We start from the raw sequence: 22,449 nt of genomic DNA on the forward strand, positions 1-22,449 counted from the left end.
GAATAGTTGCAGTTGGAAACCGGCTACTTTCATTAAGAATATTCTAAATACTCGGCACAAAAGACTGATCCCTCACAACAACCGACTCAGGTACAAATTTGATAAGGACATTACTGTTCCCTAACCCTTGAAACCTGGGATCCCAATTCTCTTCATTTGGACCAAGATAACGCTTAAGCAATTTCGTTGCAATCGTCTTATCAAATGTCTCAACCGTGGCTTTTCCTCTGAATCCTACATGATGCACTTTGCCGGTAGTATGATCGAGATCAACGATTCCTATGGCACATGCCGGGTTTTCTTCAATTCTTCCAGGGAAACTGTCTGAAGGAGGCGTTCCAATGATATAGATTTGCTCATTTTCCCAGTAAAACCATACCGGTGACTCCCTTGGTCCTTCCTTGGATACTGTTGAAAGGTGGGCAAATAACGGTTTCTTTAGAAATTCATCGAGATTAATATGTTTTTTACCTGTAATGATGTTCAAATCTTTCCATCCTTTCTATATCAGAAAAAAATCGGTATGTACTTATTTTATTGAAACATTTTCCATCATCATTCGTAAAGATAAATAAGGAGGGAGTAAACGAATGAAAAACCTAGCTATAAAATGGATGATTTTAACGTCACTGCTGGCATTAATAGCAGGATGTGCTGCTCCAAAGGAAAGTGATGAGAATGTAAAAACCATCCAAACCTTTCTAAAACACGAATTCACTGGACCTGATGAACAGCTCTCGGATGCATTTAAACAAGATGTAACCTTTCCACCTGAATTAAAAGAGTATGTAGAAGAGAACTATAGGCCACTGGTTATGGATTGGGAAGATATGATGAATGCTAATCATATTTTGTTATATCAGCGCTTGGCTTATGAAAAAGGGTACCAATTGAAACCAAGTAATATTGAAGTTAAAAAGGATAAAGATTTTGCTTATGATTACGAAGTCAAAGTGGAATACAGTAAGGACGGGGAGACCCAAACCGCTACTGTCAGTGGACGAATGAACCTTAATGATGATGGAGAGATTGTGACGATCCGGAATATGGATGATGGGGGATTAATAGAGAAAATGAAACACTAAAGCATGGAATTGAAAGTTGGAAATACAACAGACGCTGAAAACATCTAAATTCAGAAGTTCCCTTTCAGTTGGACAAATGTCTTTCCACTTTCAATCCATTATTTGAAGGAGACAGATACCCTTTCTCTCCAATGGAAAAGAAAGATCCTCACCGTTGTGAAGGCCACGAACCCTGCATCTTCCTCAATTGAATAATTTGGCCCGTATGATAAGCATCGTGAAGCATGATGTCCAGCAGCTTTTCTTCAAGTGAATCTTCTTCAATCCCTTCATCCGTTGTTTTACTAAGCGACTCTCTTAATCCCCGGTGAGCCGTCTCTACATGTTCAACGACTGCTTTCCATTCCTCGTCATCATTTACTTGTTCGGTAAGGTAGAAAGTATCATTGCCATCAAGATTGTTCGTCCATTCACGATCTTCTAATTCGGCCGTCAGTCTCTCTTTGTAGTAAATGAGGTGATTAACATTTTCCCATATGGTTTTGGTCGCCTTCCCATCCGGTCTCCAACTTGCTTGTTCTGCGGTGAGCCCTTCTATTGCGTATTTAAATGGAGCGTACCAACTCTCCTTGTCGTATGTAGTATCGAGCATTCGTAAGAGTAAATCGATTCGATTCATTTTCTTTCTGCCTCCTTGATAATGGTGTTTGTTATAGATAGTACTTCATCAAAAAGGGAAGAACTCCTTCTTTAAGTTATTAAAATGATTCGGCGTCAAAAATAAAGACCTAAGGTAAAGGAGAATTCCTGTTTCAGGAACGTACACCCTCTGATGATTATTTCAACTGGATAACCGACAAATCTCTAGTCGTGTCGAGAATCAAAGCACTGGAGTGTATCAATGGCTTCAGCAAGCACACGCTGCCTTCCCATTTTTAAATATCGATTCGAAGAAACAAATAAAAATAACGAGTCCACGGAAGGGATTTGGGGATCCGGAATCCTGATGGGAATGGAGCTGAGGAATGGGTTACCATTATATTTGAAATATCGCCGTTATTTCCTGGATTTCGCCGTTAAATTTATAATATCGCCGTTATATCCCGAATTTCGCCGTTAAATTTATAATATCGCCGATATAACCATTGCAGCCTTAGGTTGCAATGATTATTACGACACCAAGTGTTAATCTATACGCTTGTAACCTCTTTTTCTTTCAAATCGAAGTTAAAGAAGGCCAGATAAAGTGCTAAATGTTCCGGTCATTAACGTTTAACACACTACACAAGGTCCTTCTCCAACATTCTTCTATGTTCATGGGCAAGTTTAATTAACGTAAATTCGTCATTAATAAGCTTCTTCATTATTTCTCTGCTTTCATTCCAAGCTAAATCATACAAACTCTTAGAAAGAGTCCCGCTTTTATATGCATGTTCCAGTTCATCCTCATCCAGTTGAAACACATCACCAGAAGGCAGCACGACAATATCCAGGTAGAGATCATCCATCCAGGGAACTCCATCATTCACTCCATTTCGAAGGCAAATATCTATGTACCATTGCACGACGTCGCCATTTGCATCGAACATGGTCGTGACGGAATGATATTTTCCTAAAGGAAAGTGCTGGAGCCACATGTACCCATTGTCCACAATACATATGTCTTTCTCTCCATACCGGGTTATTAATGGCTCGTTCACTTCCACTGTATGCAATAAGGTAATATATCCTTGGAATTCCTTCGTGGAAAGATGGGTTTGAGCATATTTCCTTTGTTTTACCCTCTTCCAATCAGCACGGTTACCATACCTTCTTTTGATCATAAAAGCTCCTCCATCATATTCCCCTTATCAATCATCTCTTTACTTAAAAAACAGGCGATGAGGATCCTTACTGTTATGATTCATCTTTTCTAAAAGGGGGAGTGGGAATTGTCTCAAATCTACCGATCATTTAGGTAGATTCAGCTGCCACGAAACTCCAAAACGGTCATTTAGCCAACCAAATTTCTTACTGAAACCGTAATCTCCTAGTGGCATAAGTGCTTGTCCACCTTCACTCAGTTCTTCATAAATAAGCTCAAGTTCATCTTCCGTATCGCAAGTTACAAAAATGGAGAAAGAAGGCGTGAAGTCAAACTGATGCTTAACATTACTATCAATGCACATAAATTCTTGCCCCTTCAACTTGAAAGTGGCTTGCATGACCTTTCCTTCATCTCCACTTTCATTTGCCCCATATCGAGCAATATTAGTAATGGATGAATCCTCAATCAGAGATGTGTAAAAATTCATTGCTTCTTCTGCATTTCCATTTTGAAACATTAAAAATGGTGTGACCTTTTTCATTATCTATCTACTCCTTTTCGTATCTAGTTTCTAAATAATAATCCAACTTATATGATCATTTCCACTACTTTACTAACCTGCCACTTATAAAATGCGCAATCATCGTCCCCGCGTTTACTGATTTACCCTTCCAATTATTTCAAATTACACCTATCAACTCAAGGAAAACATGAAATAATAAAATGGCGTAATCCACTCCATGGATTACGCCATCCAGTTTCTTATTTCCTTACAACAGGAATCCACATCTCACCAAATATCTTCCCGTCCCGGTGCCCCATCTCAACCGTCGCATTTGGTGCACCAACATAAGCGACATCCTCTGCTTCTGGTAAGACTTGACCAAAGGCTATGGCAGTAACCTTATTATTCAGCTCTTCAGCCGTCTCCCCTTCCCCGTTCACAACCACGTATTCTCCCTTAGGGAATTGAATCACTCTGGCTTCATCCGGTACTGGTGAAGTTTCATCTGCCAAGACCCCTGCATAATGCATCATCTTTTGATTCACCGCTTCATTCACTGCGAAGATGTAGTCATTTGCGGCTAGGGACTTTAACGTGTCAAGCCTTCCATCTTCACTGACGGCTTGCCAGAAATCCGCCTTTTCCTTGTTCAATCCAGCAAAATCAGTATAATCACTCTTAAGATCTGTTCCTAACCCTATTACGATAAAACTGTCTTTTTCCTCTAATCGATACTCTGCCATATTCAAAAACCATCCTTTTTGTTAAATGATTTCAAGCGATTTGTCTGCATCACTTGATAACTATATAATAGCGTTAAATAGTATCAAAAAATGATACCTTTTCTGGAGGTCCAGATGAAAAAAGTTGAACGGATCAATATCATGATGCGATATATCAATAACCGAGCTCACTTTACCATTTCAGAAATCATGCGGGAATTTAACATTTCACGATCGACAGCGGTAAGAGATATAAGAGAGATTGAGTCCATGGGCATGCCGCTCGTCTCAGAAGCTGGAAGAGATGGGGGATATTTTGTCATGCACAATTCTGTCCTGCCTGAAGTCCGTTTTACCGATTATGAAGTGAAAGCACTATTTATTGCATTTATGGCGACTCGTAATCAGCAGCTCCCTTATCTAAAAAGCCGTCAATCCATAGCCGAGAAATTACTTAGCCTCATCTCACAAAGCCAGCAAGATGACCTGATTCTCCTGAACCAACTCCTGTTATTTGAAGGGACCAACCCCCATAATCCCGACTTACTCGACCTTTCAGACCTCCCGCATCCAATGGTGGAAACACTTTTTCAGATGCTCCTTTTTGATCGATATTTAACACTGACAATCCAAGAAGAGAAGAACATCAAATCTTATTCCATCTATCTGTTGCACCTTCACCATGAAAGAAGCTTCTGGATCATTGAAGGCTTTGACTTAAAGGAAGAAAAGAAGCGTACGTTTCCCGCCGACCAACTCATCGATGTTAAACCATACTCTCCGAGGAAACGAATACGTGAAAAAGAGATTCTAGAAAAAGTAAACAGAAGTAAAGAGCCAATCAATCTTGTCCTTGATCTTGGCCCGAAAGCAATTGCCCAGTATAAGAAATATCATCCTTTAATAGTATCCATCGCTTATACGAACCCTTACCAAACCACAGCCGTTCTAGAAACTTTTGTCAATGTCCATAAGCCCGAAGAATTGACCGAATTCATAAACTGGCTGCTATTTCTCGGCGGGGATCTCAATGTCAGGGAAATGCCTGAAGAAATGGTTCACGAAGTTCAAAAAGGGTGGCACTTCAATTCAATTTGACCACCAGCTACCTTTCCAGAAACCTTAGGACAATGAAAGTGGCCATATGTCCACCCCACACAATAAAAGAAAATATTTGAGTATTTCCTTTATCATGACGCTTAATAAATACCTTGCCGATCCATTCAGCTGTTACAGCAAGTAAAAACAAGGTTAAAAGCAGTGCAAATTGATTCATAGTTAATCTCCTTCAAGCTCTTATTTCCTCCATCACCCGATAGCTGATTAAAGGGTATCGGGTGATGGATTCCGACGACAGTCCTCGATCATTTCAATATATTGTGTATCCCCTAAGCCATACTCTTTAAAATTTCGGATCATATGAGACACCAGCTCTTCTGCCGGAACGTCCCCATGCTTTTGAATATACAACATAAGCTCACTATCTTTATTAAGGTAATTCAAATAAAGATCAATTCCCTTATGTAGAGGCTTGAGTTCAATTTCCTCAGGCATGGTTTTATGAAGCATTACTTGTTCGTAAAGAGCTGTATACCCCTTCGCTTCTAAGCTATGTACATTCACGGGCTTATATTGATGATCCACAAGATGCAGGTCAATCGATCCTTTATACTTTCTCTGGTCCAACCATGCGAGTATCGTCAGAACATTCATTTGACAAAACATATCTTCATCAAACCACAAACAAATATGTTCAACAGTCCTTTCAAAGAGGGGCTGCAACGGTTTAAGGGTGATATCAGCATACTGACCTGGTGTTACATGATGAAGTCTGGAACGCAGCTCAATAAACTCATCTGAAAATATGTTTTCGCACGTCTCTCCATAACACATGGCCTCGTTTAATGGGATCATCTCTTCAGTTTCAAGAAACTCTGTCTCTCTGAAACGTTTGTACATCTCTGTTCCATTCAGGATATGTACCGTTTCTGTTTGAATCATAGTGACACCTCCAACTCTCTCTATGGGTGGTACTTCTGTATTTATGAAACGAATAGTTTGTCTCTACAGTTAATGAACAGTGAAAACTCTTCTTCACTAACCTATTTAGTTACTATTATTACTTCCACAAAAAAAGCCTCAATCCTTCTTGGATGAAGGCGGCCTTTTGTTGAACTATTTAAAACGAGGAAAGCACTTTAGTATTTGACAGAGATATTTTTCAATTTTTAAGAATACGAGACTCCCTTCCTCAGTAAAATGAATGTTGTGGCCAACGGTCGGTAAAGTGGATGAACTACGCCTCAAGACCTAGGCCAATATTAGCCTGGAGGAGGCTGTGATTGAGTCAATAATCAGTTATCCTTAAAAATGAAGGTAAAAAAAACCAAATCAGTATTGGGGGAAAACACATGCAAGCTTTAACAAACTGGGCGTTTCGCAATAAGGCGGCCATGGGGCTCTTTGTGGTCATCACTTTAATTATCGGCATCATTAGTTATTTCCGTTTGCCTATGGAGTTCTTGCCTGAAGCGGATAATCCACAAGTTACAGTCGTCACCCTGGGTCAGGGGTATGATGCAAGTTCCATGACTTCGAACATCACAGAGCCCGTGGAACAGTCGGTCACATCTATTTCAGGGAAAACATCGATCCTATCCACTACCGGGGAGGGATATTCACAAGTTTCCATCAACTTTGATTCCAAGACAGATATGAAGGAAGCTAAAGCGAAAGTCGAGGATGCAATCAAAGGAATCCAGCTTCCTGAAGGAGTCGGAGAACCGCAAATATCTCAGCTGAATACTTCGATGATTCCGATTGGTCAAGTGTCGGTGACATTTGATGAGGGATTAACGAAGAAGAACCTTGATCTCGTCAACGATGAATTCAAGCCGCTGTTTGAAAATCAAGCAGGCCTGTCTCAAGCAAGTATCGCTGGTGAAAATAATGCACATGTCCAAATAAACCTTGACCATGACAAACTAGAAAAATTACATATCCCGGTCAACGCGGTGATGGGAGTGCTGCAAGGACAACATGTCTCCGCTTCTGCCGGAAGCACCACGATTGATGGACAGAAGAGTACGATTAACGTCACGGACAACTTGACTTCCGTAGACGCGTTAAAAAACTTGCCTATCCCGTTGCAAGTCCAAGACGCCCCTAACGTAAAGCTGAAAGACATTGCAACCGTTGAGAAAGTGAAAGGTGAAAACACCATCACACGGGTAAACGGGAAAGAAGCCCTGGCACTTATTCTCTTCAAAGAAAGTGATGCCAGTGCCGTTACTGCAGGGGAAGAAGTACAAGACACGGTAGATAAAATCAATAAGGACTATGAAGGGGTCGAAGCTACGACATTATTCACAACAGGGGAAATGGTGGAGAATTCGGTGAACAGCATGGTTCGCGAAGTAGCCTTAGGTGCACTGTTCGCTACGCTTGTTATTCTTTTGTTCTTAAGAAAATTCAAGCCGACTCTGATTACCGTCATTTCAATTCCATTATCTCTCTGTATCACGCTTTTCCTTCTCTGGTTATCTGGAGTCACACTGAACATCCTTACTTTGGGTGGGGTAGCGGTAGCTGTCGGACGACTGGTCGATGACAGCATCGTCGTCGTCGAAAATATTTTCAGGCGCAGCCAGAATGAGAAGCTTTCCAAACAAAATGTTCTCCTAGCTACAAAGGAAGTTTCCCGTGCGATTACGTCTTCCACTCTCATTACAGTGGCCGTATTCTTACCTATGGGACTCGTCAATGGATCGTTAAAGGCATTCCTGCTTCCTTTTGGATTGACGGTTACGTACTCATTGCTCGCTTCCTTGCTTGTAGCCGTGACGGTCGTGCCATTGTTAAGTCGTGTCATGTTGAAAAATACAACCTTGCCGACACATCACACACCGCACCGCTACGTAAGCGTGTTAAGATGGTCACTCAATAAAAAAATCGTTCCTATCCTATTGGCTATTCTTGTGTTTGGAGGATCGATTGCCCTTTATATCACATTACCGAAAGCAGCTACAAGTGCGAATGATGCCTCATTTGTAGCTGTCACAATGGAATTCCCAAGTGATACGCCGCAAGACACTATCAAACAACGTATGTCGGGCTTCGAAGACAAATTATCGGAGTTTGAAGGGTACGATCATTTGATTACCCAATATGGGTCAAGTGAAGAAGCAGCTCAATACGGAGAAGTGGGTGATCCGGACACTGTTTCCTATACCGTCATCATGAAGGAAGGAGCAGATGCCGAATCTTTCATTGAAAACGTGAATGAAGTGAAAAAAGATGAAAAAGACGTGATCATCACTGCATCACCTTCATCCATCTTCGGAGGGTCATCCAATTCCAGTATTACCTATGACGTCGTCGGAAATGACACCAATGAACTTCTGACCACTTCCAAAACGATTATGGATAAGATCGAGAGTGTGGATGGAGTGAAGAAGGTCTCAAGCAATCAGGAGAAAACGTCACCCGTCTTCACAGTGAACGTCAATACGGAGAAAGCAAATGCCCAGCAAACGGCTATGCAAATCCGCTCATTACTGAACCCACAGCCGATCGGGGTAATCAACTTAGATGAAGAATCAACTCCTGTGTTCCTGGACGCAGGTGTTAATCCTACTTCGACGTCAGATTTGAAAGACTTGACGATCGCAACAAGTGCGGGCATCCAGCCACTAACTGACGTGGCTTCCATCACGGAAGAGGAGAAACCTAGTACCGTCCTGCATAAGGATGGTGACTTATATGTCCGAATCACGGCAGAAGTCGAGCCTGAGGAGCTATCGGTTATTTCGAAGAATATCGGTACAGAAATCAACACGATCGAACTACCGAAAGGCGTTTCTCTCGATACTGGTGGTGCCGCTGCCCAGCAGGCCGACGACTTTAAGGACCTTGGAATAACGATGCTTGCTTCTATCTTGATTGTCTACCTGATTATGGTCCTGACCTTTAAGACGTTGAAAGCTCCACTGGCCATTCTGATTACGTTGCCACTCGCCTCAATCGGAGCCGTTCTCGGTCTGCTCATTGCCCGGGTGCCTGCAGACGCTACTGCTCTGATCGGAGCGTTGATGCTAATCGGTATCGTCGTCACGAATGCCATCGTCTTAATCGACCGCGTCAAGCAGAATGAAGAAACGATGATCATTCGTGACGCGATTTTAGAAGCATGTGGCACTCGACTTCGTCCGGTGGTCATGACAGCGATTGCCACCATTTGCGCCATGCTTCCCCTTCTTTTCGGTCACACAGAAGATGGAAGTCTTGTATCCAAATCCCTTGCTGTTGTGGTGATCGGCGGTCTTGCCGGTGCCACCGTGCTGACGCTCGTCGTAGTACCTGTGTTCTACGAATTGCTTTATTTCAGGAAATCGAAACGCCAGCGGGCAGAGCAATTAGCAGCAGATGAAAAAATAGCTCAGTAATAACATAAGATAATGGAATCAGGCTGTCGAAATCATTTTCGGCAGCCTAGTTTCTTATAGAGCAGAGAGATGATTGTTTGCCTCTATTTGTTTAACAATTAATCCAGCCCCATTTTTTTTAATGGCTCTTTTCGCATAGATTGTTGCTATTATGACCATCCTTATTCGAAAGTGATGAGATCTTCTTTAAAGAGTCTTTATCTTTATTGGTTCAGCTTCCTTCAGCAAGGTAAGAAGTTGGCTGAAAAGGAACAGATAAACCAAATGCTCCTCAGTGATTGCGAAAATTCGAATTGTATTACCGTCAATTTCTTGCGTGAGGTATAAAAAACAGCCATTCCTATGTTGGAACGACTGTATTTCTTATTGCGTCAAAGTCCATTTGGCTTTCTTTCTTTCATTGTACCTTGTTTGCAATTATACGCTTCTGAGTTTAACTATACGTTCCACAACAAATCCAACTATTAAGCCGATAGCAAAAGGAAGTAATGCAATATTAGCATCAAAAATCAACCCATTTTCTAATGGTTCATTAAGTACGAGTGAAAACCTAAAAAGAGATAAATTAAATATATTCCCAATCCCATAGAATAGAGCCATTGTCGCAACTGAAGCTAATAACGGAAACAATATTTTTTTCATAAAATCCCCCCCTTTTTCTAATTGTAATATCGAATTAAACTCCTGATAGCTGTTTTCCCCTTAATATAATACCATAAAAAGTAAATTTCCCTTGTTATAATTAAAAGCCACAATCTTTACGAAAAGAGCCTTTTTAATTAAACTACATACATATCAGTTATAGATTTATTCCGAATAAATCCAAGGTTTTCATAAAGCGTAATCGCCGGATTATCTTTGATGACAGATAAACGGGTAGCCGGGTACTCTTTACTCGATACGTTGATGGAATGGGTTAACAAGAATCGTCCAAGACCTCTCTGTTGATGTTCAGGGTCTACGGCTAGACTCATGATGAGAGGATAGTCTTCAAATTCCATATGAAGACAGACTCCAACAATGGTGTTCGTGCTCTGATCTACAATCACTCTTGAACATTTATCCATGATTGTATTGTTTTTATGCTCCTCTATGAATTCCTTTACATGCAGAATATAATCCTCTTTGGTTCCAATTTGTTTATAAGCCGGATTAGCTTTATAGGAATTCACAAGTAAATTTGCTATATCTTCTGTATCTTCACTTGAAACAGGGTTTGATCCATACCCTTCAGGTAGCATTGCCTTTACCTGTTGTGTTGGTCGGGTCATCCAATAATTCACTTCATGAACCTGGCATCCTTGGTGCTCATACGTTTTCACATGTTCTTCTACAATCTCTCTAACAATGATTTTCTCTTCCGCTTTTGATACCTTTTTTAAATGGTTCAGAAGCTTGTGCACTAGCCCCTTATAATCTTCATATGGTGGAACAATAAATAAATCGTACATAAAATTGGGTTTTATAAATACACCACCAATGATAGTATCATCCTTCATGATGAAATATCCGCAGTCAAATATGGTTGCGATTTCTATTAATGTCGCAGGGGACCTTCTAAAATAGTAGTCTGCATATTTTTGTCCATGATAAATGGAATAATATCGATTGTATTCTTTGGGTTCTTGATACACTAATCTCAACCCATCTTCTAACTCAATATGCTCTTTCAACAGTTGATTTTGTTCACTCATATTATTCTCCCCTCCTTTTCAACTAACTTCCCTACTGTGCACATTTGGTCGTACATTATGTACCTTAGTCATTTTCCTCGGACGAACGTCCAAGATCCCCGCATTCGCTGCAGGGTCTAGACTTATCCGTTTTCCCGTTGAAGAGTCGTTTAGGCTAAATGATTAAAATCCTTTACCATTCCCCTGAATTTTTCTAGTTCTTCTAAATGAGGTGAATGGTTACTATTTTCATATATATAAAATGTTGAATTAGGAACAAGATGAAAAATTTCTTCTGAATATACAAAAGGGCATTGAGAGTCGTATCTTCCACAAAAAACGATTGTCGGTGTTTTTATTCTTGAGATGTCTTCTCTAATATCATACGTCGGCAGTTCGGCATAAGAATAATAATCTAAACGTCTTTGAACAACTTTTCCACTGCTTGGCTTAGAAAAGTATTCATCAAATCTGCTCGGGTCATTCAAAGACATTTCTGTCCATTCCCTACCTGCTTGTGCCCGTTCTTCTTTTGTTGACCCTTTAGATTTAAGGGTGGAAAATACCTCTTTCAAGCTTTTGTTAAGGGGATTTTCATCACTATAAATACTGTCCCGATCTTCCATATACTCATTAGTAGCAGATGCTCCCCCTACAATTAAGCGTTTTAGGGAATCGGGATGATTAGCAGCATAAACGAGTCCTAACATCCCTCCAGTAGAATGGCCAGCAAAGTTCCAGTCATCATACCCTAAAGCTACTCGGATAGCTTCTAAATCCTTGCTGGTTTCACTCATACTTAACTCATCTTCATCTTTAATTTCTGTGGAATTCCCAGATTCTTTCAGATTTACAAGGTAAACTTTAAAGTCGTCCACAAAGCGATCTGCAAAATGGTAGCCACGCTCGTTAAACTCACTATATAGATGTGTCACACATAATGGTTCACCATTCCCGGCTTCGAATATTTCAAAGTCCCCTCGTTCTGTTTTAATTAGTTTTTGTTCCCACATCATTTCTCCCCCATTCTCCCTTCACGGCCCGTTAACTGAATACAAGAAAAGCCGAAGAGCAGCTAATCGATGTTCAAATGTACCAAGCAACTAAGGCAGCTGTCATGAATGACTTATCTGCTAAAGGATCAAGAAACTTCCCTACTTAATTAGACGTTAGCCAAAGAGTGAAAGTTTCGATTTCTTCAATTTAACTGACAAATAAATGAAGGGCAATAACCGGAGATCAATAAGATGATCTCCGGTTATTGCCCTTCTAGCTGACGAATGCCTAAACATATTACATTTCGAAAAAATAATCTCTTTCCACTTTGCATACTCTTAATGCAAAGCTTTTATACCATTCCTTTTTCCCTCTATCCTGTGCAACCTGATGTGCTGAATGTTCCTTCCACTGCTTTATTGCATCTAATGACTCCCAATATGAAACAGTGATTCCCACACCCTCATCACGAGCACTTTCTACACCTAGAAAACCCTGCTGCTCGGAAGCTAACTCTACCATTTTTTTGGACATTTCCCCATAACCTCTGTCATTCTCTGTTTGCTGTGAAACAAATATAACCGCATAGTAAGGCGGCTTTGGAGTATTAGCAATCCCATCCATCTCTTATTCCCCCACCTCTACTATTTTCTATGACAAACCATTTTATGGACCAGTCCCACAGCTAACTTCATACCCTTCACCTTCTACCCCTTTTGTATAACATATGGTTGCGGTGTCGCCGGTCGGACTATTGTAATCATACCAATATACATGGTAAAGCTGTCCATATCCTTGATCTTGATAATCCCCTTTTTGAATCCACGCAATAAAGCTCTGATATGGATGACCATCCTTGTAAATGGCTTCTCTTAATGCAGACCTCGGTGAGTCATGATCGTGAACCAACGGAGCTAACAATGGTGGCAGGGATACTAACACCACTACTACCAGCAAACTCAAAATGAAAGCCTTATTTCTCTTTGTCACACTTTCCCCTCTTTTCTTATTGTCTTGACTCGTATCCTACCAATCAACTTACTACCAATTATTTCAAAACACTCTTACTTACTCAAGAAAATTAAAAATAAAATTGGAACTAATCCGTCTCGAATAAAAAAATAGCTGGAGATCAGTTGACAGATCTTCAGCTATTTCGGCGCTTAATAAAAAATGGGGGCATTAACCCGTAATCGATTAAACAACATAAACAACAAGTGAGTAACAATACTTAATTGAATGTCCCTCCATTCTAATAAGAGACATCGCTCATATAACCGGACCTTCATACGGGGCTTTCGGCATGCGGTGAAAATCATAGTTTGATAGAGCGTCCACGTTTGTAAAGTAAGCGTGTAAACTGTTGGCCATCATTAGATTCATGGTAGCATTCTTTTCATTAACCAATAGGATCGGCTTACGCATGGAGTAGGCATAACCAATCTCAAATGCTGTCCCACTGTCCACATACTTGCCTTCAAAATCACGGATGCCCACCAGTACATCAGCACGTCTCAAAGATCTCAAGTCATTTTGGAACACCGCCCGCCTCCACTCTTTTGATCCAAATGGAAGATGGTCAAATTGGTGAAATCGTGCAGAAAAGATTTCCGACACATAAGGATTCTGCATGAGGGCATTCTCCAGTCTTTGGATCCGGTCAATTTGCTCTTCATTGAAAAAAGGACTTGCAATAAAAACCCTGATATTTCTTATATTCGAGCTCTCCATATGATCTCCCCCGAGACGTATTTACTACGTATCATATTAGGTTTTCTCTCCGTTCATGTATATGAATTTTACATTCCGTACCTTTTTGCTTTCTAATGGGCACGAAAAAAATCGAGTATGAGATTTTACATACTCGATTTCACATCAATGCTGATTCACTTCACTTCTCTTTCTGGTAAAACCGACGTACCTTCGCTCGATTCCCGCAATCGGCCATGGAACACCAGCGCCGACTTTTATTCCGGCTTGTATCGAAGAATAGCCATCCACATGGATCCCCTTCACATTGCTTGACCCGCTCCAACTCATTTTTTGAAACGAGTAAATCTACAGCGGATTGCAGAATGGGAGGCAGCATAGTATCAAGATCTTTCTCTGTTTGTTTGAACTCCAAAGTGAATTGATCCTCATCTTGGATGACTTGTAACGATCGATAGAAGGTTCTCACGGATTCATTGAAGCGTGCCAGATCCTGCTCGTCCATCGAGGATTTCTTTGAAATGCTCTTGAACATTCGATACATGACTTCCCGCAGTTCGATTGCCTGCTTCAGGGTTTCTGCTTCTTGAGAAGGGTTTTCCCCAGCTTCAACAAGAAGGTGTTGTGCCTGTTGGGCAGTCAACACTTCAGCATGGACCGACCAGTCGACCAATTTGGCATAACTCGTAAACCAATCCCGCCTTTTCTCCGTACTTTCCCGCCAGCTGACGGTATTGATGAAATCCATACACAGCCGTTCTCCGACCATCATATAAGGGTTTATTTCCGACATGATCATGACTCCTTTACTCTAACCATCATAATACATATTGACAGTTAGAAACAACCGGAGTAAAATTATAACCATCTAAAGTATTTTTGATGGTTATATACAAATTCAGGAGGTACTAAGATGGAAAATCCGATGTTGGCAGCTGTTAAAACGTTGTTGAAGGAAACATTCGAAGGACCTGAAGGAAACGGAAGCTGGTACACAGAATCCAAGCCTGGCAGTGGTTTATTCGGAACACTCGATGAATTATCCGCAGAAGAAGCTTCTATACCGGTCAATGGTACAACAATCGCGGCTCAAACCGATCATACCCGTTATTACTTATGGGTTGCGAGATCATACTTGAATGGAGAGGAACCCAGCAAGGACTGGGAAGCATCCTGGAAAATCACCAGCGTTAACACACGCACATGGACACAATTCAACTCCGAACTTCAACAAGAATACACAACACTACTTACAAAGATTGATTCACATGACCCCCTAGATGAGCAGACATCAACGGGTCTGTTGGGAGCAATCGCCCACTCTGCCTACCATCTCGGTTCGATACGACAGATGATCAAAGCAATCAAAGTCCCAAGCCAGCCATAAGCATGAAAGAAAGCTCCAGGAATCATTCTTCGGAGCTTTCTTTCATGCTTGTCACTCAAATCTAATGAATTCTCTCACTGAAATGGTTAAACTAGATGGGAGTACGAACAAAATCGAGGTGACGTCATGAATCCTTTCCTGCCCATACAATCCCCTTCAATTTTACACTCAAACGGAAGGAACTATCAGGAATACAACCCTAACCATGCACTAAGTCCCTATGTAGCTTGTTATTGGAGCCTGGATTATTATGCTTCGGATACCCCGGAAACTCACCGGATTTTACCAGATGGTTGTGTAGATATTATAGTTGATTTAACTGCTTCTTCTCCTTCAAAAGGAGCTTTCATAACAGGACTCATGACGCGTTTTGAAACATTGACCTTTACGAACGAGCAGCATTTTTTTGGCATCCGCTTATTCTCGAAGCACGCACGGGGTTTCCTACACTATCCTGTACAAGAATTTATTGACGACCGTGTCTATCTTGAAGATGTTTGGGGAATGGAAGGTCTACTATTCACCGAGGAAATCCAAGAAGCGCTAGGGACTCTTGAAAGAATGGATATTGTTGAAACAAAACTAATTCACTTATTGAGATCTTTGGGTAATCACCGGATTCCAGATTCACTCCAAACCTCCCTTCATTATATTTTCATGAATCACGGAATGAACTCCATTCAAACATTAGCAGAAAAGGTCAGCTACAGTGAACGGACGATCAGAAGAGTATTCAAGGAGGAATTAGGTGTCTCTCCTAAAGAATTCTCACGTATTATTCGCTTCCAAAGTATGTTGAAAAATCTTCATTCCGTTCAAAATGGAAGCCTTATGGAAGTGGCTCTTCACTACGGTTATTACGATCATGCGCACTTCACCAATGAATTCAAACATTTTTACGGACTGGTCCCGAGTATTGTATTTCCTACCCGAACCTAATGTTGTCCGTTTTTTACAAGTTTGTTCACTTTAAATAAGGTATCCTAGGGAAGAAGCAGTAAACAAGGAGGAACGAACAATGAAACCAAGAATTACCGTACTAACTCTCGGAGTAGATGATCTGGAAAGGTCACTGGAATTTTATCAACACGGTCTACACCTTCCAACTGAAGGGATATTGGGCAAGGAATTTGAGAATGGAGCAGTTGCCTTTTTCGATCTGCAAAATGGATTCAAACTGGCCATCTGGGAACGAAAAAGCTTAGCTGCAGAAGCAAATGTACCACTCTCTCCCAGAAGTCCCTCTGAATTCACGATCGGCCATAATGTAAGCAGTAAAGCAGAAGTGGATCAGGTAATGCTGGAAGCAGCAACTGCCGGGGCAAAAATCACCGATCCAGCCAAGGATACATTCTGGGGAGGATATTCTGGTCACTTCCTGGATTTAGACGGTCATTTATGGGAAGTTGTATGGAATCCAGAGTGGGAAGTAGAAGACTAAGAATGAGAGGCATGAACCAGCTCATTATAAGTGGGCTGGTTTCTGCCCCCTTTTCTAAAGATCAAGAAAAAGGAGCTTACTCCTCTTCCGATAATCCCCACAGGTTACTTGATTAATCATTTTCCCTCACTATAAATACTCCATTTGGATCCGTTTTCTTTGATGTCAGAATTCCACTCATCACTGCCTTTTTAATTGTGGCAGCTCCTCCCTTTACTGAATGTATTTGATTCATTTGCTTGTTAAATAATTGAGATAAATCTTTTTCCACGTCTCCTTCTTTTACAACCAAATCTATTTCTTCGATTTTGGCAAGTGCCGGTGTCCCGTCTATGGTGTCTACATTACTCTGCAGTTCAATTCTAAAACCATATGGAGATCCGATAAAGGTTCTTCTTTCATTCGAACTAATTTTCCAGTTCATTTCTCTGGCCCTCTCACAAATCTCATCGAGTTCGTCTTCATTGACTAAAAACCCAATATGATCAAACATCACTTTTTTCCCAAACCCAAACGTAATGTTTATGGCCCCCTCCTTGCTTCAATAATCCTGAACGTAATATCTTTTTCCCGGAAGTCATCCCATCCTAAAGGAGGGTTAAATGTTTGAAAATCCCCTTGATATTTTCCAGTACGAAGTGATATTCGAAATCCATTTTCCACATAGAATTTCTCCGTATCTTCTATAAAGGGAGTCCAAAAATGGTAATGAAATAGCATGTTAAAACCTCCAACTATCGTTTATCTTTCTAATACCATCAATATATCAATGAAGAATCATTTGTCCGCCATAAATCCGTATGAGGTTTCTATAATACTTTAGTAGTAAGTACTAAAATTCATATATTACGATTAATCGTTACTTCAAATTAAGTGGCTATAATAAATAAAGGTGCAATCCATCTTAGATCACACCTACTTAAAGTGGCATCTATATTCTAATACTCAATCATTCACTCAATCTAATAGCGATCGTCCTTCCTAAACGCTTATATCCTAAAGACTGAGCTATTGCAACGGATGGTATATTGGATTCAAGCGTCTGATAGTGCATAATCGCACCACCTGTTAATCCTCGTTTTGTGAGGGCATTTACAACTTTTTTCCCATGGCCTTTCCCTCTATGAGCAGGATGGGTAATAATCCCGACACTCAGAAAGCCTGACTCTCCCCTTCTCCAAGAACCTGCTGCCACGACTTTTCCATTAAGGATCTGCAATAGGATCGGCTTCTTCTGCTCATCAATGGAACTGTGTTGCCACTCGATTTCTGAGCATGAGTCACGCAATTCCTCAAGTAACGTTCTGTGGTGCTCACTCTTATATTCAACCACGGATGAAGAGGATGTTTGAAGCAATGAATCATTCTCTAAATACTCTTGAAATGCTGGTCCAATGAGTTTAGTATATTTTCCATTTATTGATTGACCTAGCCATTCAGCATCAAATACTACGTCAGGTCTGAGGTTCCTTACCCCTTCGCCTAGCAATGGTACGTATTTTGGTGGTGCGGAGATGATACAGGAGATTTCATTGGAGAAAGCGTAAATACCGTTATATCCTTCTAAACTCTTGGAATGTTGCAATACCCTCACATTAGGAACAAGTAGATCTGAATAGTCACATCCAAGAAAACCAGCCCAATTAGCATATACTCGATATGTCATATCTTTCTGAACCATCTATTTTCCCCTTTCTAGCCTTCCTCAGTAAATTCGATGAAACTCAGTTTCCTGAATTTTCACTGTTCACTACCTTCGTACTGCTCGCGATAAACATCGAAGCATCCTGTTTCATGAACACGCGCTTTCCATAATAAAATGTCTTAATTTCAGTAGAAGTAAATCCTACTTCAGAGAGTAAGCCTTTCAACTCTTCATGGACAAACCCGTTGTGAACCTTTGGGTGGCTGATTTCTTCGTTTTTGTCAAAGTCCACGATGATAAGCTTGCCTCCTTCATTGAGGATTGTGAACATTTCATGTAAAATCTTTCGGGTATCGGGGATGTGGAGAAGGACGAGTGACATGAGGATAATGTCAGCATTCACGTCAGATGTTCCCTGTGTGAAATCGGAATGAAGGACTTCAGCGTTGGTGATTCCTCCCTTGGCGATCTTTGCTCTTGCCACTTCTAACATCTGCTCCGATGAATCGATTAACATAACCGAATCGACCATATCGGCCAGTTCCAAGCTAACAAGCCCTGTACCGCTCCCATAATCGAGTAAGGATTTAGATTGACTGTCCTGCAGTTCTTTTTTCACTTCCTTCACGACAATCTGAGCAAGTTCCTTTCGCTCTTCTGTATCGTATCGTTTAGCCATTTCTTCAAAGACGTTTTGTTCCATCGGTCACACTCCTATTTAGGTTTCTTTGTCGTCATTATACCAAAAGTCCATGTAGGGGATTGATTTTTGGTACACTACATATAGTTCAAATTTAGGGAATGGAGGTGATTGGTTCATGGGACAATTCACACAGGAAGAACACGAGCAGTTTATTGAAGCATTTCGATCCATCATCCGTAAATCGGAAAATGCTCTTGCACGCATGAAACCAGGTACGCCGCAGACGAATCTGCTTGAGAAACGATTGAAAGCAGCCCGGATTGGGGAAGATGTTCTTCATGCACGATGGAAAGGCAAGGAGTTGGATGCCAGCCAAGATGAGTTAATATCGGCAAAAGAGGTGCTGGATGGGTTGCTCTTGATGCTTCCTTCCTTTCTTGAGAAGACAAAGCCTGGGAGTGGGCAGCGGACCTATATTGCGAGGAGGATCAAGGCATTTCAGATAGCTGTTTCCTATTTGGATGATGAGGTCAATTAAAAGAGCCGGCATACCTGCTCTTTAATATTGATTTCTGCCTTCATTACTCTGCTTTCTTCCAGTGAATTATTTGGAACCCTGACCTGGCATAGCTTCACTCCTACTCATAAAATTCCATATAAGGTTTAGCTTCCTTATAATAATTTATTCGATCTTGTAAGGTGCCACTATGAAACTCAAATGTATGACCATCAGGATCTGTGAAAAAAATCGATTTCTTATCACGACTATCTCTCTTTCAACCTGGAAAAATATTTACATTTATCACAACTTTTCACAGGAACAACTATTTACCTTTCTCCACTAAGACAGTAGAGAAGAACTTCTAGCAGGTCAAACAAGATATTTGTCGAACCCTATAAATAAAGCGTAGTACGAAATTTATTAATTGGGGGAGAAAATGATGGCAGAAGTCTTGATGTTCCACCATGTTTTAGGCAAAACGAAGGGAATTGAAGCAATCGCCGATCAACTTAGAGATGCGGGGCATATAGTACATGTGCCCGATTTATTTGAAGGTAACATATTTTCCTCACTGGAGGAAGGCTTAGGATTTGTTAAGGAAATCGGATTTGAAGAAGTGACTGCCCGTGGCATTCGGGCAGCCGACGACCTTTCTCGAGATGTCGTTTATGCTGGTTTTTCACTCGGTGTCCCTGCAGCACAGCAGCTCGCTCAAACTCGTGATGGCTCAAGAGGCGCACTGTTTTTTCATGCCTGCCTCCCAACCTCGGAGTTCGAATCTCCATGGCCCGCCGACTTGCCTGTGCAAATTCATGCCATGAATGCAGATCCATTCTTCGTTGAAGATGGTGACATCAACGCGGCACGTGAACTTGTGGAGTCGGCTAATCACGCTGAACTTTTTCTGTATGAGGGCAAGGAACATCTCTTCACCGACAGCAGTATACCTTCTTACGATGCTGACGTGACGAAGCTTGTGATCAAGCGGGTTCTCGACTTTCTTGCATAATCACTTGGAAGCACGGGGACTGTTCTTGTGCTTCCTTTTCGATTAAAAAGAAGCAGTAAAAACGTCCCGAGGCCAGCCCGAGGGACGTTTTTTGGAAGTTTTTTCTCTAAATAATCTTTTTCAACTGTTCAGTACTTCCATCCCATACCCTTGAAAAGGGGTATAGAGAAGATTCATGCTAGATTTATAATTAACGTGCGGGATTTGGAATAATCATGCGGCTTTCGTCATAATCGTGCGAGTTTCAGATCAAATCATGCGAGAAATTCGAAAATCGTGCCGCAGTTTCGAATTTTCTTTATCTGTGATTACCGAAAGCACCACTGGGACAGGTCCCTTGGCTACCTCATCTTCAACTCAGCAAACTCCCCCTCATCCAAGCCTTCTCCCGAAAATGTCCGATTGGAATTTGGATCAAGGTTGTTTGTTTATCAGAATCCAGTTTGTATATTCCATCAGTCAACGTTGTATCAAACCCAAGCAGCGGGTGTCCACCAAACCCGGCGGCAGACGTTGATAATAGCAAGCGCTGTACAAGCATTCCAGCTTCCATTTGCATGATCCTGTAGCCTCTGTACCCCAGGGTGTCTTTATAGGAATCTTTGTTCCCAATGATATGAAGACATAGTGGCACCTGAAGCAAATTGACGTTATCAAGTGACAGACCTGATTGCAGCTGAAGACGATAATCTCCGGTACCGATTTCCCGCAAAGAATGGCGGCCACTGTCATATACGTATGCACCATTTGGTATGCCTTCTACATTATACAAACAGCCAAAAATAGAAACACGGGGTTCTTTGCCGTCAAAAACTTCCTCTACGTCACTCCTAAAAGAGTATGAATGTGTTGCTTTTTTCAATAAAGTCGAAAGCCTTTGCTGACTAACCTTCCCCATGACAAAATCCATTTCCTGGGAATAGCGATTTTTGCATGCTTCAACAAAATCATACGGAAAGGACTCGATCTCTGGCAGCTGGATTTCTTTCTCTCCATTTCTAAAAACCGGTTGTTTTCCAAGTGTTTGAAAATCGCCTGTTGAATCTATTTTGGATGCTTCATTCACCGCCAGTAATATAGGAAACTCTCTAACCTTTTCAGACCTTTCATAGTGTTCTACAGAAATAGCCGGCAGCTCCCGGCATAATTCTTCAGAGGTGAATGTCCGTTCCATTCCGTTCCTGTTTCCAGCCCAATTCGTTGCAGCAACCGAAAGAGGGATGACGGTGTAGACGCTTTCTTCTTCCTCGGTCAGTCCAAGCAAACGGTTGATCGCTGAATCGAGAAATTGAACATACACCCCTGACTCGAATCCAAACCGTTTGGCCGTTTCTAGCAGCTGACCCATCAGGACGCCGGCATCCAGTCCCTGCAGCCGATAGGAAAAGTTATTGTATTTAAAGAAGTTTTTCCAATATCTTGTTGAGACAAAGGCAGTGCCGAAGCAGGATGAGATTTCGCAGCGATTGCCGAGTGCCCGTTCTAAGTACGAATCGACATTCCCTTCCCGAAGTAAGACGAGGCGATGGTGGGCGGCATCATAATGGTAGATTCCATCGGGCAAATCATCCAACTTTAAATAGATATATAGTTCATTCGGATACAATGCCCCTCCGGATGGAGCAAACCGTCGATTGGAGTGGACGGGGTAAGCCCCCGCTTCCTGAGCATCATCAGGATACACTGACTGGCTTATCCCGGAGATGCCGTAGACATACCAGAGAAAATGACCGATTCTTTCTAAATCGGGTTGTAACGGCGGCTGTCCCTCTGGCAGTGACAGCGGTACTTCTGTAGACAATGGTACAGTCGGCAATCCCCGATACAGCTTATAGGGAAGAGGGGCATCTTCCCAGTCCACTTCCCAATTTGGCTGATTGGCCCGATTGATATCAAATTGCAGGTTGTGCAGAAATTCTTCCAGACTCATCCTCCTCACC

General features: G+C 41.5%; 28 protein-coding genes and 2 pseudogenes. 10 read left to right on the plus strand and 20 right to left on the minus strand.

Going from position 1 to position 22,449, the window contains the following annotated elements:
• Nucleotides 1-43 precede the first annotated feature (43 nt).
• Entirely contained in the window at nt 44-487 is a 444-nt protein-coding gene (locus tag FGG79_RS11535) for a pyridoxamine 5'-phosphate oxidase family protein (RefSeq protein ID WP_138778420.1), read from the minus strand.
• Between the two features lie 103 nt (nt 488-590).
• On the opposite strand from FGG79_RS11535, the gene FGG79_RS11540 reads away from it, so the two are divergent.
• The gene (locus FGG79_RS11540; protein ID WP_138778422.1) at nt 591-1,085 is read left to right on the plus strand and encodes a hypothetical protein; all 495 of its coding nucleotides are present in this window, start codon (nt 591-593) and stop codon (nt 1,083-1,085) included.
• Between the two features lie 148 nt (nt 1,086-1,233).
• Here FGG79_RS11540 and FGG79_RS11545 read toward each other — a convergent pair whose 3' ends face one another.
• On the minus strand, nt 1,234-1,704 hold the full coding sequence (locus FGG79_RS11545) for a DinB family protein (protein WP_138778424.1): 471 nt from the start codon (nt 1,702-1,704) through the stop codon (nt 1,234-1,236).
• Between the two features lie 222 nt (nt 1,705-1,926).
• On the opposite strand from FGG79_RS11545, the gene FGG79_RS11550 reads away from it, so the two are divergent.
• Nucleotides 1,927-2,145 (plus strand): hypothetical protein, encoded by a 219-nt coding sequence (locus FGG79_RS11550; protein ID WP_138778426.1) that lies wholly within the window; start codon nt 1,927-1,929, stop codon nt 2,143-2,145.
• 160 nt (nt 2,146-2,305) lie between these two features.
• Here FGG79_RS11550 and FGG79_RS11555 read toward each other — a convergent pair whose 3' ends face one another.
• From FGG79_RS11555 to FGG79_RS11565, 3 genes are all read right to left on the minus strand, one after another.
• Nucleotides 2,306-2,848, minus strand: coding sequence for a ribonuclease FAU-1 family protein (locus FGG79_RS11555; protein ID WP_138778428.1), 543 nt, complete (start codon nt 2,846-2,848; stop codon nt 2,306-2,308).
• A gap of 126 nt (nt 2,849-2,974) precedes the next feature.
• The gene (locus tag FGG79_RS11560; protein WP_138778430.1) at nt 2,975-3,373 is read right to left on the minus strand and encodes a VOC family protein; all 399 of its coding nucleotides are present in this window, start codon (nt 3,371-3,373) and stop codon (nt 2,975-2,977) included.
• Between the two features lie 221 nt (nt 3,374-3,594).
• Nucleotides 3,595-4,080, minus strand: a complete 486-nt coding sequence (locus FGG79_RS11565; RefSeq protein WP_138778432.1) for a GyrI-like domain-containing protein — start codon at nt 4,078-4,080, stop codon at nt 3,595-3,597.
• A 114-nt stretch (nt 4,081-4,194) separates the two neighbouring features.
• On the opposite strand from FGG79_RS11565, the gene FGG79_RS11570 reads away from it, so the two are divergent.
• Nucleotides 4,195-5,157: a helix-turn-helix transcriptional regulator gene (locus FGG79_RS11570; protein WP_138778434.1), complete on the plus strand. Its 963-nt coding sequence runs from the start codon at nt 4,195-4,197 to the stop codon at nt 5,155-5,157.
• 7 nt (nt 5,158-5,164) lie between these two features.
• Here FGG79_RS11570 and FGG79_RS21780 read toward each other — a convergent pair whose 3' ends face one another.
• Nucleotides 5,165-5,335: a hypothetical protein gene (locus FGG79_RS21780; RefSeq protein ID WP_171050899.1), complete on the minus strand. Its 171-nt coding sequence runs from the start codon at nt 5,333-5,335 to the stop codon at nt 5,165-5,167.
• A 47-nt stretch (nt 5,336-5,382) separates the two neighbouring features.
• On the minus strand, nt 5,383-6,060 hold the full coding sequence (locus tag FGG79_RS11575) for an AraC family transcriptional regulator (RefSeq protein WP_138778436.1): 678 nt from the start codon (nt 6,058-6,060) through the stop codon (nt 5,383-5,385).
• Nucleotides 6,061-6,470: 410 nt separating this feature from the next.
• On the opposite strand from FGG79_RS11575, the gene FGG79_RS11580 reads away from it, so the two are divergent.
• Nucleotides 6,471-9,503, plus strand: coding sequence for an efflux RND transporter permease subunit (locus FGG79_RS11580; protein ID WP_138778438.1), 3,033 nt, complete (start codon nt 6,471-6,473; stop codon nt 9,501-9,503).
• A 198-nt stretch (nt 9,504-9,701) separates the two neighbouring features.
• Nucleotides 9,702-9,830, plus strand: a pseudogene (locus tag FGG79_RS11585) (IS1595 family transposase); the annotation flags it as partial.
• Nucleotides 9,831-9,920: 90 nt separating this feature from the next.
• Here the strand turns inward: FGG79_RS11585 and FGG79_RS11590 are convergent.
• From FGG79_RS11590 to FGG79_RS11620, 7 genes are all read right to left on the minus strand, one after another.
• Nucleotides 9,921-10,145 (minus strand): hypothetical protein, encoded by a 225-nt coding sequence (locus FGG79_RS11590; RefSeq protein WP_138778440.1) that lies wholly within the window; start codon nt 10,143-10,145, stop codon nt 9,921-9,923.
• A gap of 137 nt (nt 10,146-10,282) precedes the next feature.
• The gene (locus FGG79_RS11595) at nt 10,283-11,197 is read right to left on the minus strand and encodes a GNAT family N-acetyltransferase (RefSeq protein WP_138778442.1); all 915 of its coding nucleotides are present in this window, start codon (nt 11,195-11,197) and stop codon (nt 10,283-10,285) included.
• 149 nt (nt 11,198-11,346) lie between these two features.
• Nucleotides 11,347-12,189: an alpha/beta fold hydrolase gene (locus tag FGG79_RS11600; RefSeq protein WP_138778444.1), complete on the minus strand. Its 843-nt coding sequence runs from the start codon at nt 12,187-12,189 to the stop codon at nt 11,347-11,349.
• A 280-nt stretch (nt 12,190-12,469) separates the two neighbouring features.
• Entirely contained in the window at nt 12,470-12,796 is a 327-nt protein-coding gene (locus FGG79_RS11605) for an antibiotic biosynthesis monooxygenase family protein (protein WP_138778446.1), read from the minus strand.
• Nucleotides 12,797-12,838: 42 nt separating this feature from the next.
• Nucleotides 12,839-13,162: a hypothetical protein gene (locus tag FGG79_RS11610; protein ID WP_138778448.1), complete on the minus strand. Its 324-nt coding sequence runs from the start codon at nt 13,160-13,162 to the stop codon at nt 12,839-12,841.
• A 279-nt stretch (nt 13,163-13,441) separates the two neighbouring features.
• Complete coding sequence (locus FGG79_RS11615) at nt 13,442-13,903, minus strand: nucleoside 2-deoxyribosyltransferase (RefSeq protein WP_138778449.1); 462 nt, start codon at nt 13,901-13,903, stop codon at nt 13,442-13,444.
• A 160-nt stretch (nt 13,904-14,063) separates the two neighbouring features.
• Entirely contained in the window at nt 14,064-14,675 is a 612-nt protein-coding gene (locus tag FGG79_RS11620) for a CGNR zinc finger domain-containing protein (protein ID WP_138778451.1), read from the minus strand.
• 120 nt (nt 14,676-14,795) lie between these two features.
• Here FGG79_RS11620 and FGG79_RS11625 point away from each other — a divergent pair, with 120 nt between their 5' ends.
• From FGG79_RS11625 to FGG79_RS11635, 3 genes are all read left to right on the plus strand, one after another.
• Nucleotides 14,796-15,269, plus strand: coding sequence for a hypothetical protein (locus FGG79_RS11625; protein ID WP_138778453.1), 474 nt, complete (start codon nt 14,796-14,798; stop codon nt 15,267-15,269).
• Between the two features lie 126 nt (nt 15,270-15,395).
• Nucleotides 15,396-16,208 carry a helix-turn-helix domain-containing protein gene (locus FGG79_RS11630; protein WP_138778455.1) on the plus strand — a complete coding sequence of 271 codons (813 nt, stop codon included), beginning with the start codon at nt 15,396-15,398 and terminating at the stop codon, nt 16,206-16,208.
• A 79-nt stretch (nt 16,209-16,287) separates the two neighbouring features.
• A complete protein-coding gene (locus tag FGG79_RS11635; RefSeq protein ID WP_138778457.1) occupies nt 16,288-16,710 on the plus strand; it encodes a VOC family protein in 423 nt (140 codons plus the stop codon).
• A gap of 112 nt (nt 16,711-16,822) precedes the next feature.
• Here FGG79_RS11635 and FGG79_RS22130 read toward each other — a convergent pair whose 3' ends face one another.
• From FGG79_RS22130 to FGG79_RS11650, 4 genes are all read right to left on the minus strand, one after another.
• Nucleotides 16,823-17,134 carry a hypothetical protein gene (locus tag FGG79_RS22130; RefSeq protein ID WP_240794258.1) on the minus strand — a complete coding sequence of 104 codons (312 nt, stop codon included), beginning with the start codon at nt 17,132-17,134 and terminating at the stop codon, nt 16,823-16,825.
• A gap of 98 nt (nt 17,135-17,232) precedes the next feature.
• Nucleotides 17,233-17,430 carry a hypothetical protein gene (locus tag FGG79_RS22135; RefSeq protein WP_240794259.1) on the minus strand — a complete coding sequence of 66 codons (198 nt, stop codon included), beginning with the start codon at nt 17,428-17,430 and terminating at the stop codon, nt 17,233-17,235.
• 229 nt (nt 17,431-17,659) lie between these two features.
• Nucleotides 17,660-18,391 (minus strand): GNAT family N-acetyltransferase, encoded by a 732-nt coding sequence (locus FGG79_RS11645; RefSeq protein WP_138778459.1) that lies wholly within the window; start codon nt 18,389-18,391, stop codon nt 17,660-17,662.
• A 43-nt stretch (nt 18,392-18,434) separates the two neighbouring features.
• Entirely contained in the window at nt 18,435-19,058 is a 624-nt protein-coding gene (locus FGG79_RS11650) for a class I SAM-dependent methyltransferase (RefSeq protein ID WP_138778461.1), read from the minus strand.
• Between the two features lie 115 nt (nt 19,059-19,173).
• On the opposite strand from FGG79_RS11650, the gene FGG79_RS11655 reads away from it, so the two are divergent.
• The gene (locus FGG79_RS11655) at nt 19,174-19,536 is read left to right on the plus strand and encodes a hypothetical protein (protein ID WP_138778464.1); all 363 of its coding nucleotides are present in this window, start codon (nt 19,174-19,176) and stop codon (nt 19,534-19,536) included.
• A gap of 100 nt (nt 19,537-19,636) precedes the next feature.
• Here the strand turns inward: FGG79_RS11655 and FGG79_RS22140 are convergent.
• Nucleotides 19,637-19,771 (minus strand): annotated as a pseudogene (locus tag FGG79_RS22140) (metallothiol transferase FosB); the annotation flags it as partial.
• A 168-nt stretch (nt 19,772-19,939) separates the two neighbouring features.
• On the opposite strand from FGG79_RS22140, the gene FGG79_RS11665 reads away from it, so the two are divergent.
• Nucleotides 19,940-20,509: a dienelactone hydrolase family protein gene (locus tag FGG79_RS11665; protein ID WP_138778466.1), complete on the plus strand. Its 570-nt coding sequence runs from the start codon at nt 19,940-19,942 to the stop codon at nt 20,507-20,509.
• Nucleotides 20,510-20,861: 352 nt separating this feature from the next.
• Here FGG79_RS11665 and FGG79_RS11670 read toward each other — a convergent pair whose 3' ends face one another.
• Entirely contained in the window at nt 20,862-22,439 is a 1,578-nt protein-coding gene (locus tag FGG79_RS11670; RefSeq protein ID WP_138778468.1) for a SagB family peptide dehydrogenase, read from the minus strand.
• Nucleotides 22,440-22,449: the final 10 nt, after the last annotated feature.

Source organism: Bacillus sp. BHET2 (genome assembly GCF_005938125.1).
GTDB lineage: Bacteria > Bacillota > Bacilli > Bacillales > Bacillaceae_B > Rossellomorea.

What these genes read in the sequence shown, in the direction of transcription:
- FGG79_RS11540 (WP_138778422.1), top strand. Translation starts at nt 591, where the DNA reads ATGAAAAACCTAGCTATAAAATGGATGATTTTAACGTCACTGCTGGCA.
- FGG79_RS11545 (WP_138778424.1), bottom strand. Translation starts at nt 1,704, where the DNA reads ATGAATCGAATCGATTTACTCTTACGAATGCTCGATACTACATACGAC.
- FGG79_RS11550 (WP_138778426.1), top strand. Translation starts at nt 1,927, where the DNA reads ATGGCTTCAGCAAGCACACGCTGCCTTCCCATTTTTAAATATCGATTC.
- FGG79_RS11555 (WP_138778428.1), bottom strand. Translation starts at nt 2,848, where the DNA reads ATGATCAAAAGAAGGTATGGTAACCGTGCTGATTGGAAGAGGGTAAAA.
- FGG79_RS11560 (WP_138778430.1), bottom strand. Translation starts at nt 3,373, where the DNA reads ATGAAAAAGGTCACACCATTTTTAATGTTTCAAAATGGAAATGCAGAA.
- FGG79_RS11565 (WP_138778432.1), bottom strand. Translation starts at nt 4,080, where the DNA reads ATGGCAGAGTATCGATTAGAGGAAAAAGACAGTTTTATCGTAATAGGG.
- FGG79_RS11570 (WP_138778434.1), top strand. Translation starts at nt 4,195, where the DNA reads ATGAAAAAAGTTGAACGGATCAATATCATGATGCGATATATCAATAAC.
- FGG79_RS21780 (WP_171050899.1), bottom strand. Translation starts at nt 5,335, where the DNA reads ATGAATCAATTTGCACTGCTTTTAACCTTGTTTTTACTTGCTGTAACA.
- FGG79_RS11575 (WP_138778436.1), bottom strand. Translation starts at nt 6,060, where the DNA reads ATGATTCAAACAGAAACGGTACATATCCTGAATGGAACAGAGATGTAC.
- FGG79_RS11580 (WP_138778438.1), top strand. Translation starts at nt 6,471, where the DNA reads ATGCAAGCTTTAACAAACTGGGCGTTTCGCAATAAGGCGGCCATGGGG.
- FGG79_RS11590 (WP_138778440.1), bottom strand. Translation starts at nt 10,145, where the DNA reads ATGAAAAAAATATTGTTTCCGTTATTAGCTTCAGTTGCGACAATGGCT.
- FGG79_RS11595 (WP_138778442.1), bottom strand. Translation starts at nt 11,197, where the DNA reads ATGAGTGAACAAAATCAACTGTTGAAAGAGCATATTGAGTTAGAAGAT.
- FGG79_RS11600 (WP_138778444.1), bottom strand. Translation starts at nt 12,189, where the DNA reads ATGTGGGAACAAAAACTAATTAAAACAGAACGAGGGGACTTTGAAATA.
- FGG79_RS11605 (WP_138778446.1), bottom strand. Translation starts at nt 12,796, where the DNA reads ATGGATGGGATTGCTAATACTCCAAAGCCGCCTTACTATGCGGTTATA.
- FGG79_RS11615 (WP_138778449.1), bottom strand. Translation starts at nt 13,903, where the DNA reads ATGGAGAGCTCGAATATAAGAAATATCAGGGTTTTTATTGCAAGTCCT.
- FGG79_RS11620 (WP_138778451.1), bottom strand. Translation starts at nt 14,675, where the DNA reads ATGTCGGAAATAAACCCTTATATGATGGTCGGAGAACGGCTGTGTATG.
- FGG79_RS11625 (WP_138778453.1), top strand. Translation starts at nt 14,796, where the DNA reads ATGGAAAATCCGATGTTGGCAGCTGTTAAAACGTTGTTGAAGGAAACA.
- FGG79_RS11630 (WP_138778455.1), top strand. Translation starts at nt 15,396, where the DNA reads ATGAATCCTTTCCTGCCCATACAATCCCCTTCAATTTTACACTCAAAC.
- FGG79_RS11635 (WP_138778457.1), top strand. Translation starts at nt 16,288, where the DNA reads ATGAAACCAAGAATTACCGTACTAACTCTCGGAGTAGATGATCTGGAA.
- FGG79_RS22130 (WP_240794258.1), bottom strand. Translation starts at nt 17,134, where the DNA reads ATGAACTGGAAAATTAGTTCGAATGAAAGAAGAACCTTTATCGGATCT.
- FGG79_RS22135 (WP_240794259.1), bottom strand. Translation starts at nt 17,430, where the DNA reads ATGCTATTTCATTACCATTTTTGGACTCCCTTTATAGAAGATACGGAG.
- FGG79_RS11645 (WP_138778459.1), bottom strand. Translation starts at nt 18,391, where the DNA reads ATGGTTCAGAAAGATATGACATATCGAGTATATGCTAATTGGGCTGGT.
- FGG79_RS11650 (WP_138778461.1), bottom strand. Translation starts at nt 19,058, where the DNA reads ATGGAACAAAACGTCTTTGAAGAAATGGCTAAACGATACGATACAGAA.
- FGG79_RS11655 (WP_138778464.1), top strand. Translation starts at nt 19,174, where the DNA reads ATGGGACAATTCACACAGGAAGAACACGAGCAGTTTATTGAAGCATTT.
- FGG79_RS11665 (WP_138778466.1), top strand. Translation starts at nt 19,940, where the DNA reads ATGGCAGAAGTCTTGATGTTCCACCATGTTTTAGGCAAAACGAAGGGA.
- FGG79_RS11670 (WP_138778468.1), bottom strand. Translation starts at nt 22,439, where the DNA reads ATGAGTCTGGAAGAATTTCTGCACAACCTGCAATTTGATATCAATCGG.